Raw genomic sequence first — 19007 nt, forward strand, 5'->3', positions numbered from 1 at the left:
GGAAGACAATAGAGAGGGACAACTCCTTGGCTCACAGAACGACATGGCTACGATCCGACTTAGAAAGCCATCCAATACGCGCGAAAATAGACAGGCAGGCTGATTTTCATTGATCGTTCGAGTCCAGTAATGCTTTCTTACGCTATTTACTTTTGCTTCTTCCTTCATCATGACCGCTCAGACAATGTTAAATTTGATACCAGTGGTTATGGCGAAGACTTAGGTCGCGCACCATTCGAAAACAGTCTTCCTGAAGAACGTTTTTATAACAGAACGGTAGTTATCGATATCATTCAATAACAAATACCTTAAACACAAAAAGCGGCTGCCTCCATGGAGACAGCCGCTTTTTTATGCGACTAAACTATCCTTACTTAACCTCAAGCGAGAGCTCCCCAGAAGCTAATCCTTTGCTACTTGCGGTAACTTTCACAGTTGAAGTCTTCATTCCACTCTTGATGATAGCAAGTGCCAAACCATTAAAAGCTTTACGGTGACTTGCTTTAAATGACTCGTGACTTATCGGACTTCCGTTATCAACCGCAGCAAGTACCGCATCACCTTCCACTTTAAAATCGATTAAATGACCAGCATCCGGAACTAAGTTTCCGTCATTATCCATCACTTTTACCGTAATAAACGATAAATCCTTTCCATCAGCTGACAGCTTACTACGATCTGCAGACAATACCAATTTAGCTGCTGGCCCGGCGGTATAAATATCTTTCTCTAACACTACTTTTCCGTTTTTTCGGGAAACAGCTTTCAATTCACCAGGTGCAAATTTCACTTTCCAGCTCACTTTCATATCCTGGCCCTGTTTAGATTTTTTACCTAAAGAAGTACCATTAAGGTACAGTTCTACTTCATCTGCCTGACTATAATAAGCCAAAACATCTACTGTCTGTCCTGCCTTCCAATTCCAATGTGGAAAAACATGTAAAACAGCTTCATCAGTCCACACACTCTTATACAGATGGTAAACATCTTTCGGGAAACCTGCTAGATCCACTATTCCAAAATATGAACTTCTGGCTGGCCATTCATATGGCGTAGGCTCACCCAAATAGTCGAAACCGGTCCACACAAAAATACCCGATACCACAGGATTGTACTCTGAAGCAATTAGTGTTTGCTCATGCGATGAACCCCATGGTGTATAACAATTGTCGTAAGCAGAACAGCTGAAATCAGCATTACCTGTCAGCAAAGGCTTATCCCATGCCGTAGGCCAGATACGGATGCTATCTGCAGGATTATCATAATGGCCACGGGTTTGTAAAGCTGAAGTTGTTTCTGTTGCAATCAACTTTTTTCCAGGATACGTCTTATGGAAATCTTTCCATTTATCGTGGTTGTAATTATAACCGATAATATCCAGTGCACCAGATTTAATCAGGTTGTTGTATACATTTATATCATTATTTGCTGTCGTAATCGGACGAGTAGTATCTAGTTTTTTAACAATAGCGGCAAGTTCTCTTGTGATTACACGACCTACCGTATCCGCTCCGGTACCCCATTGCTCCTGAATCTCATTTCCTACGCTCCAGATAAAAACAGATGGATGGTTGCGGTCACGTAAAATTTGATCCTCCAAATCCTTTTTGTGCCATTTATCCCAGTCCAGGTGGTAGTCAAAATCAGACTTCTTCTTCGCCCACATGTCAAAAGCTTCATTCATTACAATGAACCCCATTTTATCACAGAGCTCCAGCAGGGCAGCAGCCGGAGGATTGTGTGCGGTACGAAGGGCATTAGCACCCATCGCTTTTAGAATCTCCAATTGCCTTTCCGCAGCACGGACGTTAAAAGCAGTTCCCAGAGCACCCATGTCGTGGTGGTTACATACCCCCCTGATCTTTAAGGGTTCACCATTCAAAACAAAACCTTGATCCGCATCAAAATTAAAACTCCTAATACCTAAGGTTGTGTGGTATGAATCAATCAATACTTTGTTAACCAGAATCTGCGTTTCTACGATATACAAATAAGGCTGTTTATCTGACCATAATCTAGGGTTGGCCACTTCAATACGCTTACTTATTTTGGTAGTTCCGGTAAGTTTAACAGGCTCAGTCGCGCTTGCAACCAAGTTTTTTTCTTTATCGAAAATCAGCGTTTTAACCAGCGCCTGTTGTGTTTTCTTATCAGGCGATTTAATACTAATCTCCATGTTAACCGTCGCAGCAGTTTTACTTACCACCGGGGTGGTAACAAAGGTACCCCACTGTTCAACATGTATGGTATTCGTTGTAATCAGTTTTACATCCCTGTAAATACCAGAACCTGTATACCATCTCGCATTAGGCTGTTTAGAATTGTCAACACGAACGGCAATGATATTTTTACCCCCATATTTTAGGTATGGCGAAAGGTCGTACCTAAAGGCAACATAACCGTTAGGCCTTTTGCCCAGGAAATGCCCGTTGATCCATACTTCACTGTTTTTGTAAACACCGTCAAAATCGATGGCTATATTTTTGCCTTTTGCATTGGCTGGCACCGTAAATGTTTTACGGTACCAACCAATGCCACCTGGCAAAGCGCCTCCACCAACAGTGGCCGGATGGTCTTTACTAAAGGCCCCCTCAATTCCCCAGTCATGTGGCAAATCTAACGTTCGCCAGTTTTGATCGGTAAAAGAAGTGGTCGATGCCTGGGCGATATCGCCCAGGTAAAACTTCCAGCCTTTATTAAAGTCTGCTTCTTCTCTAGGTTTGTTCTGTGCCATGATGGCGGTCGAAAAAAAACAGAAGATGTAGACTAAGGTTAAAAAGCGCTTTTTCAATGTATATAGATGTTAATGAACTTATTTGTGTTAATGATTACAATACGTAGTGGAAGGCAAACCACTCGTCTTTTTCTGCATTATAATCAACACCAAACCAAATACCTTTGCTTTCCACTTTTCCAGGGAATGCTTTCACCACTTTGAACGTGTTTTTCGCTGGAGACATCCAGTTACCTGGATTTTGTATCAACAAGTTACCTACTAAAGTAACTTCGTTGGTCGCTTCGTTAACTGTAAATGTACCCGTTGTGATTACCCCATTTTGATTGCGTGTATAGTTTTGTCCACCAATTTTATTAAACAAAATCCATGAATTCGCTGCTGCAGCATCCCAGCTGTCGCTCCAGCCCCAGTCTCTAGAATCAGCATGCCCTTTAGTCCATCCCTTACCTTTACCAATCCAGTCAATCGGGTTACCTGTAGCATCCAATTTCCATAACCTGCCTGATGAGGTCCCTGTTAACATGGCAACTAATTCTCCTGCTTTAAAAGTAGGATTGAAACCTTCGTCTGGTCCGGTTACCGGTGGTACATAACTTTCTTTGAAAGCTTTCGTAATGAAATTATAAACAATCATTGCCTGTCCTTCGCCATCTACATCTTTATCTCTGATCACACCCAATTGCATGGTATTTTCATCAAGAGAAAGAACGGTATAGTTAGTCCAGTTACTGATACCAGTAATTCCATTTTTTGCGGGTTTGTAACCACGTAAAATGGAGCCATTGTTTACCGTTAGTTTTTTTGTTGTTGTATTTAAATAGTAAGTACCATTTTGAGTAATTCCACCTTCCATTGGTTTTACTGCTTTAAAAGCAGCAGTACCTTTCAAGCCGAAAGTCATGACGCCATAATCGCCTTGCGCCATCATTCCTGGATAAATATCTGATGTACCAGGACCCCAGTTCCAGCAATCAGTACCATAACAACCACCGTTTTCTGCTAACCAGCCATTGTTTACCCCATAAAAAGATAATGGACCAGCAAAGAAAATACCGTCTGTATCCAATATCCATTCTTTCTCCTTACCAACGCCACCAGAAAGTGCTGTCCACAAAGGATCGTTTACATATTGTAAATTGTCTGATGTTACTTTAACAACCACTGAATCCATATTAACAATCATGCCGCCAGTAGACACCGCAAACTTGATGGTATAATCCCCAGCGAAAGCAAACTTCACAGTATCCGTCATTCTGTTAGACGTACCAGTTCCATAATCCCACATTGGTAGGGTACCCGGGGTATTGTTTTTCAAGATTACCGTATTACCACCCGGGTCGGCTTGCAGATCCTGCGTTACCGTAAAATTAATATCTGCTTTGTCGAGCACCTCACCCATGCTGTGTTCGTCTTTTTTACAAGCGATCATCAACAATGGCAGCATAAGCAGCGCAAGGATTTTTCTATATCGTTTCATTTTATTAAAATTAAATTGATGAATAACTACCAGCCTGGGTTTTGAACCAGCGTGCCATTAGATAAATTAATCTGTGTATAAGGTATTTGTTGCAAACCTTTTGTTGCGATCACGTTAGCCGCTACAATGGACTTTTGAGTAGGTGCACCACCATTTAATACCGTGGTTGTTTCCGCAATCTGTTGTGCAGCTTTGTCAACTCCCTGACGTAGCAAGTCATAATAACGGATACCCTCTAAAGCAAGCTCCAAGCGTCTTTCTTTCATGATGTTGTCTGGAGTAACAGGTAATGGTGTAAAAGCATCTTTATACGCACGTTGTCTTACCATGTCAAAATAGCTTTGTGCATTTGCACTACCCAGTTCTGCAGCCATTAACAACACATCCGCATAACGAATAGAAACATAATCCTGGAACTGAGCAATCTGGAAATTAGGGTTGCCAAAACTTTCCGGCAATGGCTTTCCGTCCTCACCAATCATTACACTGTATTTTTTACCCCAGTATCCTGTATACTCTCTTGTTTTACCCTGATTGGTAAAAGGTAATTTTTCGTCCACTATAGAGATAATGGAAGCCGATTTACGCGTATCTGTAGCAGAATAGGCATTCCATAATTTCGGACTCACGGTTTGTCCGCCCCATCCGTTACCATACGGGAAAATGGCCTGCTCTCTCATACTAACCATTACCATCCAATGGTTACCATCGGTATTGCCATTATAATCACTGGTGTAAGTATATTTAATAGCAAACACAGTTTCCTTATTATCCTCTCCGGCATAATCGCCAACGGAGGCTGCAGGCCAAAGTTTCGCAAAATCTTCAACCAGGCCGTAACCACCATTCGAAATTACATCTTCCATGTAAGTTAAGGCTTCATTTTTGGAAACTAAACCTACCAGGTCACCTTTAGCATAATAGCCTGTGTAAAATAAAAATACTCTTCCTAATAAAGCTTCTGCTGCATATTTAGTTACTCGTCCACGCTCTCCAACAGGTTGAGCTGCATAACCGGTTGCTGGCATGTTATCAGCAGCAAATTTTAAATCCCCGGCAATTACTTTATATACTTCGTCAGGATTCGATTGTGGAAGATTCTCTGCCGAAGGCTCAGTTAGCAAAGGAATATTTCCCCATAGACGTACCATATCAAATAACAGATAAGCACGAAGAAAACGTGCCTCAGATTCATAGCTGTTTCTTAGGGTTGCATTATTACCCCATTCAATCTGATCCATTTTACTGATCAGCATGTTACAACGGTAAAGTGCTTTGTAATACAAAATCCAGTTACGTTCATACAAATTCTGGTCAGACGGGGAACGTGCCTTATCAAATTCATCAATCATCTGGTAGTTAAACCCATCAGAGTTTCCCGCCCCACCAAAAGCGTTGTCAGACATCACTTCTGCCGCAACTGGTAGTGCAATACCTTCAGACCATACTACTTGCAGGCCGTCGTAACATCCAACCAATGCAGTATAAGCATCCTTTGGTGTCTTATAGAAATTCACATCTGTTACCGTGGTAATAGGTTCGGTATCCAGAAAACTTTTTTTGCAAGCCCCTAATGATAAAAGGAGAACTGCTAGGGTACATATTTTAATAGCTTTCATAATATTTAAAATCAGGATAATTAAAATCTAATATTTGCGCCGAACATAAATGTTCTTGGTCTTGGGTAATAACCTACATCCACTCCAGATGAAAACCCTTCTGACCCGTAACCAATTTCCGGATCCATGCCATCATATTTTGTGAACGTATAAAGGTTTAAGGCCGCTGCATATAACCTCACTTGTTTTAAATAGCTCTTCTTGATTGCTCTTCCTAAATCATAACCCACGGTAACATTACTAATTCTTAAATAATCACCCTTTTGTATATATAAGTCAGAGAAATTTGTCCAGTTTCTGTTATCTTCTGTAACACGAGGTATAGTATTAGAAGTACCCTCTCCATGCCACCTGTCTAAAATTCTGGCAGTATGATTTCCAAATTGATTGGCTTGATTTCTATAAGATTGTACAATGTCGTTTCCTGCAACGCCAGAAGCTACCACAGAAACATCAAAGCCTTTATAATCAGCTGACAATGTGATACCGAATGTGTAATCAGGATTAGGATTTCCAATCATTGTTCTATCTAAGTTGTCAATTATCCCATCACCATTTTGATCCACATACCTCACATCTCCAGGCATTGCTGTAGGTTGGATAATTTTGTTACCAGCCCTGTAGCTTGCTACTTCAGCCTCATTCTGGAAAATACCTGCGGTTTTTAAACCCCAGAAATAACCGATAGGAAAGCCACTTTGAGCACGGTAAAATTCTAATGCATTATCAAATAACTGATTCGCTAAACCATGTACAATACCATCTGCTGTGGGAATATTTCCAACCTCATTTTTATTGTAAGCACCGTTTACGCCAATTGAATAATTAAAAGCGCCAATGTTGTTTTTGAAAGTTAAAGCCAGCTCGATACCGCTGTTTTTAACATTACCTCCATTAATAAATGGGGCATCAGCTCCTGCTGTTGCTAAAATTGGTGCAGAGATTAACCAGTCTTTGGTTGTTTTTTTATACCAGTCGAAGTTTACCGCAAACTTTCCATTTAAAAAGTTTGCATCAAAACCAGCGTTAGCCTGTTCAGAAGTTTCCCATTTCAATTCAGGATTACTGATTCTGCTTGGATAAGCTCCAGGAATCAAAATTCCTTCTTCACCAAAGTTGTAGTTTGTATTATTTAATTTAATTGGTGCCAGGTATTGGAAAGCGGCAATATTCTGATTTCCTACTTGTCCCCAGCTTGCTCTGATTTTCAAGAAATCTAACCACCCTTTTTGGCTTTCCATAAAGTCTTCACTGGTTACCACCCATCCCGCAGACACAGAAGGGAAATATCCCCAACGGTTTTGCGCAGCAAATCTTGATGATCCATCCGCTCTAAAGGTAGCGTTCAACAAATATTTTTGCTTATAGTTGTAGTTTACCCTACCAAAATACGACATCCTGCGATCCGCATCATATGGCGCGCCGGTAATTGAAATACCAGCTACCGTTTTACCAGTTGCGTTGCTCAACCAGGCATGATCTAAATCTTCAAAAATCAAATTTGTATTACTTCCATATAGCGAAGAACCATCCGACTGGTAAGCAGAACTACCTGCCATCACTTCGAAGGAATGATCGTTCTTAACATCAAATTTATAGGTTAATAAATTATCCCAAATTAATGATTTCCCTTTGTTCATCGACTGACTAGCCCTTGTGGTAATGCTATATGCATAAGCTGAAAGCTGATATATCGGAGTAAAAGAGCGACTTTCGCCTGCACTATAATCCATTCCTAAACTTGTACGGAACGTTAAGTTTTTAATAGGTTGTACCACTAAATATACATCACCCAATAGACGTTGGCTATTTCTTGTATTCTGGTTATTATAAACCATTTGTGCATATGGGTTTGCCTCGCCATTATTCCAGGTAGAGTTACTATTGTCGAAGAAATTTCCTTCTTCGTCATACATTGGCACAAACGGACTAACATTAAATGCCGCACGTAAAGAGTTGTTATACTGGTTACCAACACCAATACCATTGTTTTTAATATCAGTATAAGTTAAATGCTGACCAATCCTGATGATGTCTTTGTAAAAATTGTGTTCACTGTTAATTCTAAAACTATAACGCTCGTAGTTAGAAAGTGCTTTACCACCAACTATACCTTCCTGGCCAGTGTAAGACATTCCAGTCGAAAATACCGAAGCCTCAGATGCACCTGATGCACCAAAAGAATAGTTTTGGGTCAAGGCATTCTTAACAAACATCTCATCCATCCAGTTCGTTCCTTCACCTAAAGCAGCGATATCAGCATTGCTAAACACAGGCTGTTTACCACCGTTAATGGCAGCTTCGTTCATAATAGAGGCATATTGAGAAGAATTCAACATGTCTATTTTCTTAGGTACATTTTGCACACCTGCGTAGGCATCAAATGTGATCTGTGCCGATTGACCTTTTTTACCCGTTCTAGTAGTTACCAACACTACACCATTTGCAGCCTGCGATCCATAAATCGCTGCAGATGCCGCATCTTTCAAAATATCTATTGATTCAATATCAGCAGAGTTCAAATAGGTTATATCGTTTGTTAAAACTCCATCCACTACGTAAAGCGGGCCTGAGTTACCAATTGTACCTAAACCACGGATGGTTACTTTCATCCCCTCTCCTGGCTGACCAGAAGTAGATGCAATTTGTACACCTGGTGTTTGCCCCTGAAGCCCTTGTAAAGCATTGGTTGTGCTTTGTCTTTGCAAAGTTTCTCCTTTTACCTGTACGGTAGCACCTGTTATGAGTTTCTTCTGTTGCACACCGTAACCAACAACCATCACTTCTTCTAAATCGTTCGTTGATTCCGCAAGGCTAACATTTATAACGTTGCTTTGTCCTACAGTTACTTCTTTAGGATTATAGCCAATAGAACTCACCTGCAACACATCTCCAACTTGTGCACTAATTGAATATGCACCGTCATTGTTGGTTCCAGTTCCACCAGCCTTACCTTTTACTTTTATCATAGCACCCGGTATCGGCAAGCCATCTGCAATACCTGTTACCTTTCCGCTTATCTGCTTTTCTTGTGCGTATAACGCGGGACTTACCATTAGTAAACAAAGAAATAGCAGCAGAAAAACGCTTTCTCTTTTTATCCCCGATTTCTGTTTCATGCCGTTCATCATAATGTTGTAAATAATTGATTCATTTATTTGGGTTTTTATTTGGTTATAATTTAATTATTGTTTGTTTACCTGAATATTTTATTTCGTGATCTGCCTTTTGATCAAAATCCAGTGATTTAGCCTTGTTGGCCGAAATCACCACAACCCTAATTGTCCTGTTTTGCAACATTCCTTTAAAGGTTCCTTTTCGGGCTTCAATCGTTAATGATTTTGCCGCTTCGTTATAATTAAAATCGATCGTGGCAAATGCCCCTTTTTCGTAATTATAGTTTGTTCCTTCATCCTCATACAAAGAAAAAGAAGCGTCTTTCCCTGTATACACAAATAATGTAATGGGATCAGCGGCTTTTTCAGAAGTATATTGCAAAGATGGACCGGTTGGCAATATAGTTCCTTCTTTTACATAAACAGGCATCTTTTCGTATGGGGCGTCAGCTTTTATTTCCTGACCACCTTTATAATAGGTACCAGCATATAGATCAAACCAACCTTGGCCCGATGGCAGGTAAACCTTACGGTCCCTGTCTTTGTAAGTGTATACTGGGTTAATCAATAGAGAAGGACCAAACATAAAGGCATCATTTAAATTAGATGCTTTTAAATCCTGAGGGAAATCCATCATTAGGCCACGCATTATGGTATAATCATTCTGATACGTTTGTCCGGCTAATGAGTAAATATATGGCATGAGGCGGTACCTCAACTGGTTGTAGTAAACCATGCTTTTATAAGCAGGGTGATCCGCAGGTGCAACATTATAGATCTCTCTGAACGGGTACTGACCATGCACCCTAAACAAAGGAACGAATGTTCCAAACTGGTACCAACGTGCATTCAATTCACGCCACTCTTCTAAATCTGCTCCCTGTGCTTGCTCATAGCGCTTCTCCACAGAAAAACCACCGATATCCATCGTCCAGTACGGCATCCCGGAAAGCGAGAAATTTACACCGGCACCGATCTGTGATTTCATATCTTCCCAGCGGGAAGCAATATCTCCGCTCCAGGCAGCCGCAGCATAACGTTGTAAACCTGCATAGGCAGAACGGGTTAGAATAAACACACGGTCGTTTGGTTTTACCTCACGCTGACCTTCATAAATGCCTTTGGCATTTACTAATGGAAAAGCATTAAAATAGGTGGTTGATGAACCCGCATAAGTAGGGTTCATTAAATCTTTACGGTGTTGTACTGAAATATTGGAATGCATATCTGGTTCTGTCGCATCCATCCACCAAGCATCAATACCTTTACTGTACAACCTTTTATTCATCAGGCTCCATAGGGATTTCCTGGCTTCGGGATTAAAAGCATCATAAAAGGTGTTTTCATAACCTTTTCCTATCCAATCACGACGACCCTCCGCTATATTTCTCTTGTATAAAAAGTTCTTTTTATCAAATTCATCATAAATGTCAAAACCTTTGTTAAACTTCGGCCATACCGAAATCATAATGTTCACATTTTGTTTATGCACAGTCTTGATCATGTTATCCGGATTAGGAAAACGCGCAGGATCAAACTCCTGACTTCCCCACTCTGGTTCTTTCCAATACGACCAGTCTAATACGATGTTATCCAAAGCAATTTTACGATCACGGAACTCCTTAACGGTACTCAGAATATCTTCTTCGGTTTTATACCGTTCACGGCTTTGCCAAAAACCCATTGCCCATTTAGGCATTAATACGGCTTTTCCAGTCACTGTACGGTATCCAGAAATAACCTGATCAGCATTTAACCCGGCAATAAAGTAATAATCAACCGCAGCACCAGACTCAGATTGTAAAGCAAAGGTGTTTTTCAATTCCTCCGGAGCCGGGGTTAATACCGTTAAGCCTATATAAGATTCAGTGCCATCTGGCAACCATTCCATCTTGAACTTAACTTTTTTGTTTTTTGCCAATTGCAAATCCACAATTGCAGATCCTGGATTCCAGGCCTGGCGCCAATATTCTGCAACCAGTTTACCATCTAACCATACCTTAATATAACCGGCATATTTTAATTGTAATTGATACAAACCACTTAGGTCACTTTCCACATCACCTTCATACGTAACTAAGGCGTCGGCCATAGCTACCCCAGCAGGAAATTTATGCTGGTCGCTTAGCCAGTTCTGAGAAATTTCAGACACCGGACGGGTAAACAAAACTTTCTTCGGCGCAGATTTTAATGCAAAACTAGCCGTTAACCACCCTTCGTTGCCATCTTTAGAAAATAGACGTAAGGCGTTTAAATCATCATATTCACGCATATCTCCAGCGCGGGTAATAGAATAATTATCCCACAAAATGCCGTATCCCTTGTTGGAAATTACAAATGGAACAGCAATTTCAGTATTATACTGTACAAGGTCTACACGACGACCCCGGTAATTAACCAGGCCTTGCTGGTGCTGGCCTAAACCATAATAGGCTTCATTATCCTGGGCATCAAATAATTGTGCAACCTGGTATGATGGTTCTCCGTTATAAACTTTAGGCAATAATGCTGGGGCTACATTTTTACTTTGCGCCAGCAATAACTGGTTGTTTTGATCCAGGTAAGTAATCAACCCTGTTGTTGTAGACACCTGAACTTTAAGTGCGGGTGTACTTAATACCACCACATCGTTTTCAGCTTTTACAGAAAATTTAACATCTGTAGCCGATGGCTTTACAGACATCAAACTTTTTTCTGCTGGAAAATCTTTTCCTGATATTGAAGTTACATGAATGATTTTATCGCTTACCGGTTGAAGACGGATTTTTTTAACACCGGTAATGGCGTTCGGTACTGAAATTTCAACTCCTGTAGAAGTTTGTTGATAGACCTCTTTTTGTTGTCCGTTCACTTGAAGACAAAAGAAAATACTGCCAATAAGGATTACGGATTTGACCCTGATTTTACACATACTTATGATACTGTTTATACTTGGTTTTATTAGCTCTAAAGTATCAGGAATGTGTCTGACAGAGGGTACGCATATGATAACAATTAGGTATCGATATGTTAACAACGCAGCCTTTTGTACCTTAAGAGATTGTTTTTAACGAATTGGACGCGGCATATACCGAAGGCAGCACGTCAAATTCCTGTTTGAAATATTTACTGAAGTGTTTAGGATTGCTGAACCCCACTGTATAAGCCACCTCTGCAACAGTCATCTGCGACTTTAGCAATAAGGGTTTTGATTTCTGTAAACGATACAAACGGATATATTCAAGTGGTGTTTTTCCAGTAAGTGGGAGTATCTTTTTATAAAGCCCTACCCGGCTCATATGAAGATCTGCACTTAACTGATCGACCGTATAGGAAGCGTCACCCAAGTTCTTTTCAATATGTAAAGAAAGTTGCCTTATAAATTTATCATCCACCGATTCTACTGCGGTTTCCGCTGGTTTAAATTCTACCTGTTTTTGATAGGTCTTCTTTGATAAAGCTTGTTGTTGCAGGAGATTCCTAATTTTGGACTGTAAAATTCCAAAATTAAAGGGCTTTGTCATATAGTCGTTGGCACCGGTTTCTAAACCATTTAGCTGTTGGGCTTCTGTGGTCAACGCAGTTAGTAGGATTACTGGAAGATGTGCCGTACGTTTATCCGACTTGATTTTTTTACATAAGTCAGTGCCCTTCATCTCAGGCATACTCACATCACTCACAATCAGGTCAGGATGGCAACCCAGTATTTTCTGCCATCCATCCTTACCGTTAACCGCCTCCACAATCTGATAAAACTCCTTCAGGTTATCTTTTAAGTAAAATCTGAAGTCATCGTTATCTTCTACTAATACCAATACTGGCTTTTTGCTTTTCACGTCCACTGCCATTTCTTGGTGGTTGTGCTTCTGCTGTTCAATCAAAGGCTGAGATATCACTACTTCTTCAGGCAGCACCACCTGCTCCGGAAACAAAAACGTAACGGTAAAAGTGCTTCCTTTGTTTACCTCACTATCAACGGTAATTGTGCCACCATGCATTTTTACAAATTCTTTGGTAATGGATAAGCCAATTCCACTGCCTTGATTTACCATAGAGTCTGGTATTTCATTCTGGAAAAACCTTTCAAAAATAAGCTCATGTTTATCCTTTTCCATGCCGATACCTGTATCCTGAACCATGATCTTTAATTCCGTCTGATTCTGATCAACAGTGCGTGCATGAAGCATCAAGGTAACCTTTCCACCTGCAGGGGTAAACTTAAACGCGTTAGACAATAAATTAAATATGATCCGCTCAAGTTTGTCTGGATCAAACGAAGTAATCATACTTTTGCGGTCTGTAGAAAAACTCAGCCTGATGTTGTTCTTGTCTGCCACATCAGTAAAGGAGTAACACAACTCCTTAATGAAAGCCACAATATCATCCTGCTTAAGTTGAAGCTTTACCTCATGCTCCTCCATCCGTCTAAAATCCAGCAGCTGGTTAACCAGGTTCAATAACCTTCGTCCATTTCTTTGAATCATCTGAAGCTGGGCTTTCTCACTTGAGGCGGCATCTTTAATCAGTTTCTCCAAAGGGGTTATAATTAACGACAAAGGGGTTCTAAACTCATGACTCACATTTGTTAGAAACCTAATTTTAAGCAAATCCAATTCATGCATCCGCTTCGCTTGTTGCCGTTCCTGTTCCAGCAAAAACTTATTTCTTGCCTTTCTAATTCCTGTGCGTCTCAGCAGGAACAACGTACTTCCAATGCAAAGGATATAAACAAGGTAGGCAACCTTGGTTTTCCAGAAAGGTGGTAATATGGTCACTTTTAAACTGGTTTCATTATCCAACCAATTCCCTGATGCATCGGTAGAAACCACCTTAAACACATACGATCCCGGGTCTATATTGGTGTATGTTGCCCGGCGGTTATTTTCCTGAAGCTCCTGCCATTGCTGGTCAAAACCCTCCAACTTGTACTTATACCTGATCTTTTGCGGACTAAAAAAGTTAAGCGCAGCAAACTCCAGTGCAAAACCATTCTGACTATATTTTAGCACCAAAGTATCCGTAAAATGAAGCGCATTCTTCAAAAGCACCTGGTTGTCAACCAGAGCCCCCACACCTACCGTTTTATTTGCCAGCTGCAAATCTGATAGAACGATTTGCGGTTTACTGTCATCCTTGTTAATGTTTTCAGGTCTGAAAATATTGAATCCATTTGACCCGCCAAATAATAGCTCACCAGCCCTGGTTTTATAGGCAGCATTCGCATTAAATGCATTTCCCTGCAAGCCATCCTGTTCATCAAATTTCCTGAAAAAATAGGTAAAATCACCGGATGCTGGTTTATTCACCCTAATGTTAAAAAGACCATTTGCCGTGCTCACCCATAAATTTCGCTGTTTATCTTCAATTATTTTTAGCGTTGTCTTTTCAGTAAGGCCATCTTTCGCATCAAAATTCCTGAATTGCCTGCTCCTGGGGTCAAACCTGCTCAGGCCATCACGTGTAGCCGCCCAGATAAATCCATGGCTGTCTTGCATCAGGTCATAGACAATGTTATTTATCAGGCTGTTGTTTTGGCCAGGCCTATTTTCATAATGTAAAAACTTGCCATTCGGCTGTAGCACGTCGATCCCGTCAGCACTACCAATCCAGAGATTACCATCGCTGTCTTCAATCAAGCAGGATAGAAAGTTAGATTTCACGCTATTAGGGGCATTCGCTTTATAGTGATGAAATTCACCAGTCTCCCGATCCAGACGGTCCAGACCTCCACTTAAGGTAGCTACCCAAAATCTACCTTTACTGTCTTCCAGAATGTCCCAAACCCGGTCGTCGGCTAAACTTTTAGCATTCCCTTGCTGGTGTTTATAATGCCTGAAATTTTTACCATCAAAACTATCCAGCCCTCCAAAATAAGTACCAATCCACAATTTTTTTTGCTTATCGATATAAAGACTAACTATGATATCGTTGCTAATGCTATTAGGGTTACTTGCATCATGCCTGTACCGCTTAAACTTACCAGTTTTTCGGTTAAAATAGAATAGCCCTCCTCCGTTGGTGCCAATCCATAGGTTACCCTGGTCGTCTTCAACAAAACGGTTAATGTCATCGTAAGTTAAACCATTCGGGATTATGCCCTGGTGACGATAAAGAGGAAACTTCAAGATTTTTTCGTGATAATAACTAATTCCTTTCTTGAAAGTTCCAATCCAAATAATTCCCGACGAGTCTTTATAGATGCTTGTAATGCTGTTTTGCCCAATGCTCTTCTGATCGTTTTCCCGGTTAATGAGGTACCTGATACTAAAATCACGTTTATTTAATAGGTTTACACCACCATGGTCGGTAGCTATCCATATTAAACCATTATTATCCTGTTGAATTCCGTTGATCAGGTTATTGTTCAGGCGCATCACTCCTTTATCAATAAACCGCTTTGTCGCAGTAGCTGGTGAATAATAGTCAATACCGGTTTGGTTGTTTAAGGTATAGATCCAAAAATCACCCTCTTGATCAAGAAACAATCTAAAATCCTGGTATTCCGTCAAACTCGCTTTCTTGAACACCAATAAACGTTGCTGTACCTTCCCGGTTCGCTGGTCAAGCCGCTCAATGGTTTTATCCTGGTGGATTACCCAAATATCGCCTTTTGGCCCTTTTTGTATAGCCGAGACAGGTGCTTTAGCCAGAGACGCAGCACCCGCTTTTCCATCACATCTAAAATGGATGGTTTTTGCTGTAGCTACTTCATATTTAAAAACCCCTTCATCAACGGCATTGAACCAAAAATTCCCTTCATTATCCTTTAAGATATCTCTGATCGTTTTAGCCGCGATGTTTAATCCTTTAAAGTAGCTTTTTGGGTTGCGGGCAAAGGTTTCATTAAGCCCATTATATACATTTGGCCCACTGCGCGTTTCAATATACAAGTGGTGATTAGGCAGTTCAAAAATATCTGTGATAAAATCGTTGCTAATGGAAGTGCTATCACGGGGGTCGTGTTTGAAAACTTTGATACCATAGCCATCATAGCGATTTAAACCAGAGAAAGTACCAAACCACATAAACCCTTTGGCATCTTTCATGATTGCATTTACCTGATTATGTGAAAGGCCATCAGAAAGGTCAATTTTAGAAAATTGAATCTGGTTCGGCTGGCCATAAACCCCTGCAGCCGAAAAGAAAAAAATGAGTATAACAACTAAATGGAGGCGCAAGGCTATTTAATAGTTTGATTTATGTTTGGTCAGTCAGTTAAAACAAATCTACATTTTTTTTTTGCGTAAAAACGATGAATGTTTTTAAGATAGACCTTCAAACCTATACAGATATAATTTGTTACTCGATATTCAATTTCTTTTTCCAGATATAACGGCTAAAGTCGTATTTAGAATATGGCGGACAGGCACCAGGTTTTGCAGTGATAAACGCGCCCATTGCTACTGCATAGTCAAGTGTAGCTTCTATTGAATCATTACTTAGTTTCATGGCTAAAAAGGCGGCTAGAAATGAATCGCCACTACCTATGGTGTCAGCTACTATGGCAGGATAAGCCGGATAGTCATATCGGTAATTAGGTGTATAATAAGTGGCACCTTTACTTCCTTTGGTAATGACCATTTCCTCCATTTTAAATCGGTTAAACAGCGTATCAATGGCGTCTATTTCCGTTCGGCAATTACCGTTATACCAACCGGCAATCTGCATTAACTCACTACTGTTAAGCTTCACCATGTTTGCTTTCTTTAGCAGGTGGTCGATTACATCAGTTTCAAAATGAGGAGCGCGGAGGTTTACATCGAAAATATGGTAACTGCCATATTCCAACATTTTATACAACGTTTCTCGCGAAACGGTATTACGCGCACTTAAGGATCCGAATACAAAAGCATCAGCCTCATCGAGCAATGGTTCAAATTCAGGCAACCAGTTGATGAAGTCCCAGGCTACAGGAAAAACAATTTCATAACTCACCTCCTGCGTCTCCGGATCTACAGTCGCCTGCACCACACTGGTATCGTACACTTCGTCAATCTGTATTCCATTAACAGGCAAGCTAATCTCTTTCATAAAGCCAATCAAATCTTCGCCTGAGGAATCTTTTCCTACGCGACTGATTAACTGACTGTCGACCCCTAGCTGGTGCAAATGATAAGCAACGTTCATTGGCGCACCACCCGGTTTCCGGCCATCTGGCAGATTGTCCCACAACACCTCCCCAAAACATACAACAGATTTTTTTCGATTATTGGTCTTCATAAAGAGGTACTATTGAATATCCAAGATACGCAAATTCATTAATCGCCACCTATCAAAAATCCATAAGGCTTTAAGGATGGTACGTGATCTAAAAAGATCTTTAGCATACCCAGAATCGGAATGGCCAGAACCATGCCTGCTATGCCCCAGATCATTTCTCCAATAACAATAGCGATAATAGTAAATAGTGGATTGATGTTAACTTGCTTACCTACCACAACAGGCTCCAGCACATAGGTCTGAATAAATTGCACCACCAAGTAGGTAACCACTACACCAATGATCATTTTACTATCGCCGCCCTGTGTAGTCACCGCGAGCAGCGTGATACCGGTACCGGTGAGGTTACCTATAAAGGGAACAATTTCAAGCAAGCCACACAGTACCGCAAAGAAAATGGCACTATTAACACCTACAATACTAAAACCAACCCCATACATTACCCAGAGCATGCCAATCATCATGGCCATGCCCCCTAAATATTGCCTGGACACTTGCACAGATTGGTTTACAATAGAACCGGTATTACTTTCTTCTCCTTGCGGAACCATTTTAATCAATGCTCTTTTCAGATGGGAGCGATAATATAACAGTAAAAATAAGTATACAGTAACCAGAACAGTGTTAACCAGTACTCCCGTAACTCCTGCAGCAAAACCAAATAGCATTTCTCCGCTTCCGCTACTTTGACTTTGTTTAATCACTTCTTTCTGTTGTTTGTGTGATATCCCTAATGTTGAGTTGATCCAATCCCTGATATGGTCTATAAATCCAACCAATTTAGCCTGCATATTGCCCATCTGCGAGGCAAAATCTTTAAGCTGCCAGGAAAGAAAAAATAGTACCAGTGCCACGAAGGTGTATAGGGCTAACACAGATAAAAACGCTGATACACCACGGTGCATGCCTTTCTTTTCACACCAATTACACATTGAAACAAACAACATGCTCAGCACACCGGCAAGCGCTAAAGGGATTAAGAATTCGCGGGCAATATATAGGATCCCCACCACCAGGGCAAATAAAAAAAATACATTCACGAGTCGCTGTAGCTTCATTCTATAAGTTAATATGATTAAATAGTTAATTTCATTCCATCGTAGGCACAGGGCACTTCAACTTTGTCGGCCGCATCCAGCATTTCCTGATCCAGATGAGTGAGAAGCAGCATTTCACAATCCAATTCCGGCCGGTGCTGCATAATGGTATGGTAATTCAGATGTCCTTTGCCTTCATGGTTATAAAAAGTACATTCACAAATAAAAAGATCAGCATTTTTGGCTATTGCGATCAGGTTGTCGCACCAGGAGGTATCGCCCGAGTAACTAACAACTTTACCTTGTAGTGTAAGCTTCAAACCATGCGGCATGGCTTGTTCGGTATGAATAACCGGAAATACCTCCAGGCTAAAACAGTCAGTTTTTAATACCTGCTCCGAGGTGTATGTTGTATAAATAAACATTTCCTCGTCCAGGTTTTTTGCAGACCCTGGATATAAAAGATCAAAGAGTTGGCGGGTACGTTCTTTAATGCCTGGCGGACCAACAATTTGCAATGGTTTAACCCTTGGCGTTTGCAGACTATCCAATAACAGAAAGGGCAAACCACCGAAATGATCGCCATGAAGGTGCGATACCAGTACATAATCAAGCGAAGAAATATCAATGTGGTGTTTTTTTAGGGCCGGGCCTGATGTTGCGCCACAGTCTATTAATATTTGTAACCTGTCAGTTCTTAAGTAAAAACAGGTGTGGTTATTTCCACCACTGCCAAAAGCATCGCCACAACCAATAATTTCTAAGTTTACCTCCATCCTGTATACATTGTATTGAGGCTTGTAAATTACCTCTCGTCATAAA

The 19007-nt window shown here is 40.7% G+C and carries 10 protein-coding genes; 1 reads left to right on the plus strand and 9 read right to left on the minus strand.

Annotated elements, in window-relative coordinates; all coding sequences use genetic code 11:
• The first annotated feature begins 129 nt into the window (after window positions 1-129).
• Entirely contained in the window at window positions 130-300 is a 171-nt protein-coding gene (locus ACR2F3_RS05720) for a hypothetical protein (protein ID WP_432709019.1), read from the plus strand.
• Between the two features lie 70 nt (window positions 301-370).
• Here the strand turns inward: ACR2F3_RS05720 and galB are convergent, their stop codons facing one another.
• From galB to ACR2F3_RS05765, 9 genes are all read right to left on the minus strand, one after another.
• Window positions 371-2734 (minus strand): beta-galactosidase GalB, encoded by a 2364-nt coding sequence (gene galB / locus ACR2F3_RS05725; RefSeq protein WP_432709020.1) that lies wholly within the window; start codon window positions 2732-2734, stop codon window positions 371-373.
• A 94-nt stretch (window positions 2735-2828) separates the two neighbouring features.
• Window positions 2829-4214: a hypothetical protein gene (locus tag ACR2F3_RS05730; RefSeq protein WP_432709021.1), complete on the minus strand. Its 1386-nt coding sequence runs from the start codon at window positions 4212-4214 to the stop codon at window positions 2829-2831.
• A 26-nt stretch (window positions 4215-4240) separates the two neighbouring features.
• Window positions 4241-5833 carry a RagB/SusD family nutrient uptake outer membrane protein gene (locus tag ACR2F3_RS05735; protein ID WP_432709022.1) on the minus strand — a complete coding sequence of 531 codons (1593 nt, stop codon included), beginning with the start codon at window positions 5831-5833 and terminating at the stop codon, window positions 4241-4243.
• Between the two features lie 20 nt (window positions 5834-5853).
• Complete coding sequence (locus tag ACR2F3_RS05740; RefSeq protein WP_432709023.1) at window positions 5854-8952, minus strand: SusC/RagA family TonB-linked outer membrane protein; 3099 nt, start codon at window positions 8950-8952, stop codon at window positions 5854-5856.
• A 55-nt stretch (window positions 8953-9007) separates the two neighbouring features.
• Window positions 9008-11860, minus strand: a complete 2853-nt coding sequence (locus ACR2F3_RS05745) for a TIM-barrel domain-containing protein (RefSeq protein ID WP_432709024.1) — start codon at window positions 11858-11860, stop codon at window positions 9008-9010.
• A gap of 121 nt (window positions 11861-11981) precedes the next feature.
• Entirely contained in the window at window positions 11982-16106 is a 4125-nt protein-coding gene (locus ACR2F3_RS05750; RefSeq protein WP_432709025.1) for a two-component regulator propeller domain-containing protein, read from the minus strand.
• Between the two features lie 121 nt (window positions 16107-16227).
• Window positions 16228-17148, minus strand: a complete 921-nt coding sequence (locus tag ACR2F3_RS05755) for a carbohydrate kinase family protein (RefSeq protein WP_432709026.1) — start codon at window positions 17146-17148, stop codon at window positions 16228-16230.
• A gap of 38 nt (window positions 17149-17186) precedes the next feature.
• Window positions 17187-18206: an AI-2E family transporter gene (locus ACR2F3_RS05760; RefSeq protein WP_432709027.1), complete on the minus strand. Its 1020-nt coding sequence runs from the start codon at window positions 18204-18206 to the stop codon at window positions 17187-17189.
• Window positions 18207-18223: 17 nt separating this feature from the next.
• Window positions 18224-18961 (minus strand): MBL fold metallo-hydrolase, encoded by a 738-nt coding sequence (locus ACR2F3_RS05765; protein WP_432709028.1) that lies wholly within the window; start codon window positions 18959-18961, stop codon window positions 18224-18226.
• Between the last annotated feature and the right edge of the window lie 46 nt (window positions 18962-19007).

The organism is Pedobacter sp., from assembly GCF_045627485.1.
Taxonomy (GTDB): domain Bacteria; phylum Bacteroidota; class Bacteroidia; order Sphingobacteriales; family Sphingobacteriaceae; genus Pedobacter.

Bases quoted from the DNA above. Each gene is read 5' to 3' on its own strand.
- ACR2F3_RS05720 (WP_432709019.1), top strand. From the start codon at position 130: ATGCTTTCTTACGCTATTTACTTTTGCTTCTTCCTTCATCATGACCGC.
- galB (WP_432709020.1), bottom strand. From the start codon at position 2,734: ATGGCACAGAACAAACCTAGAGAAGAAGCAGACTTTAATAAAGGCTGG.
- ACR2F3_RS05730 (WP_432709021.1), bottom strand. From the start codon at position 4,214: ATGAAACGATATAGAAAAATCCTTGCGCTGCTTATGCTGCCATTGTTG.
- ACR2F3_RS05735 (WP_432709022.1), bottom strand. From the start codon at position 5,833: ATGAAAGCTATTAAAATATGTACCCTAGCAGTTCTCCTTTTATCATTA.
- ACR2F3_RS05740 (WP_432709023.1), bottom strand. From the start codon at position 8,952: ATGAAACAGAAATCGGGGATAAAAAGAGAAAGCGTTTTTCTGCTGCTA.
- ACR2F3_RS05745 (WP_432709024.1), bottom strand. From the start codon at position 11,860: ATGTGTAAAATCAGGGTCAAATCCGTAATCCTTATTGGCAGTATTTTC.
- ACR2F3_RS05755 (WP_432709026.1), bottom strand. From the start codon at position 17,148: ATGAAGACCAATAATCGAAAAAAATCTGTTGTATGTTTTGGGGAGGTG.
- ACR2F3_RS05760 (WP_432709027.1), bottom strand. From the start codon at position 18,206: ATGAAGCTACAGCGACTCGTGAATGTATTTTTTTTATTTGCCCTGGTG.
- ACR2F3_RS05765 (WP_432709028.1), bottom strand. From the start codon at position 18,961: ATGGAGGTAAACTTAGAAATTATTGGTTGTGGCGATGCTTTTGGCAGT.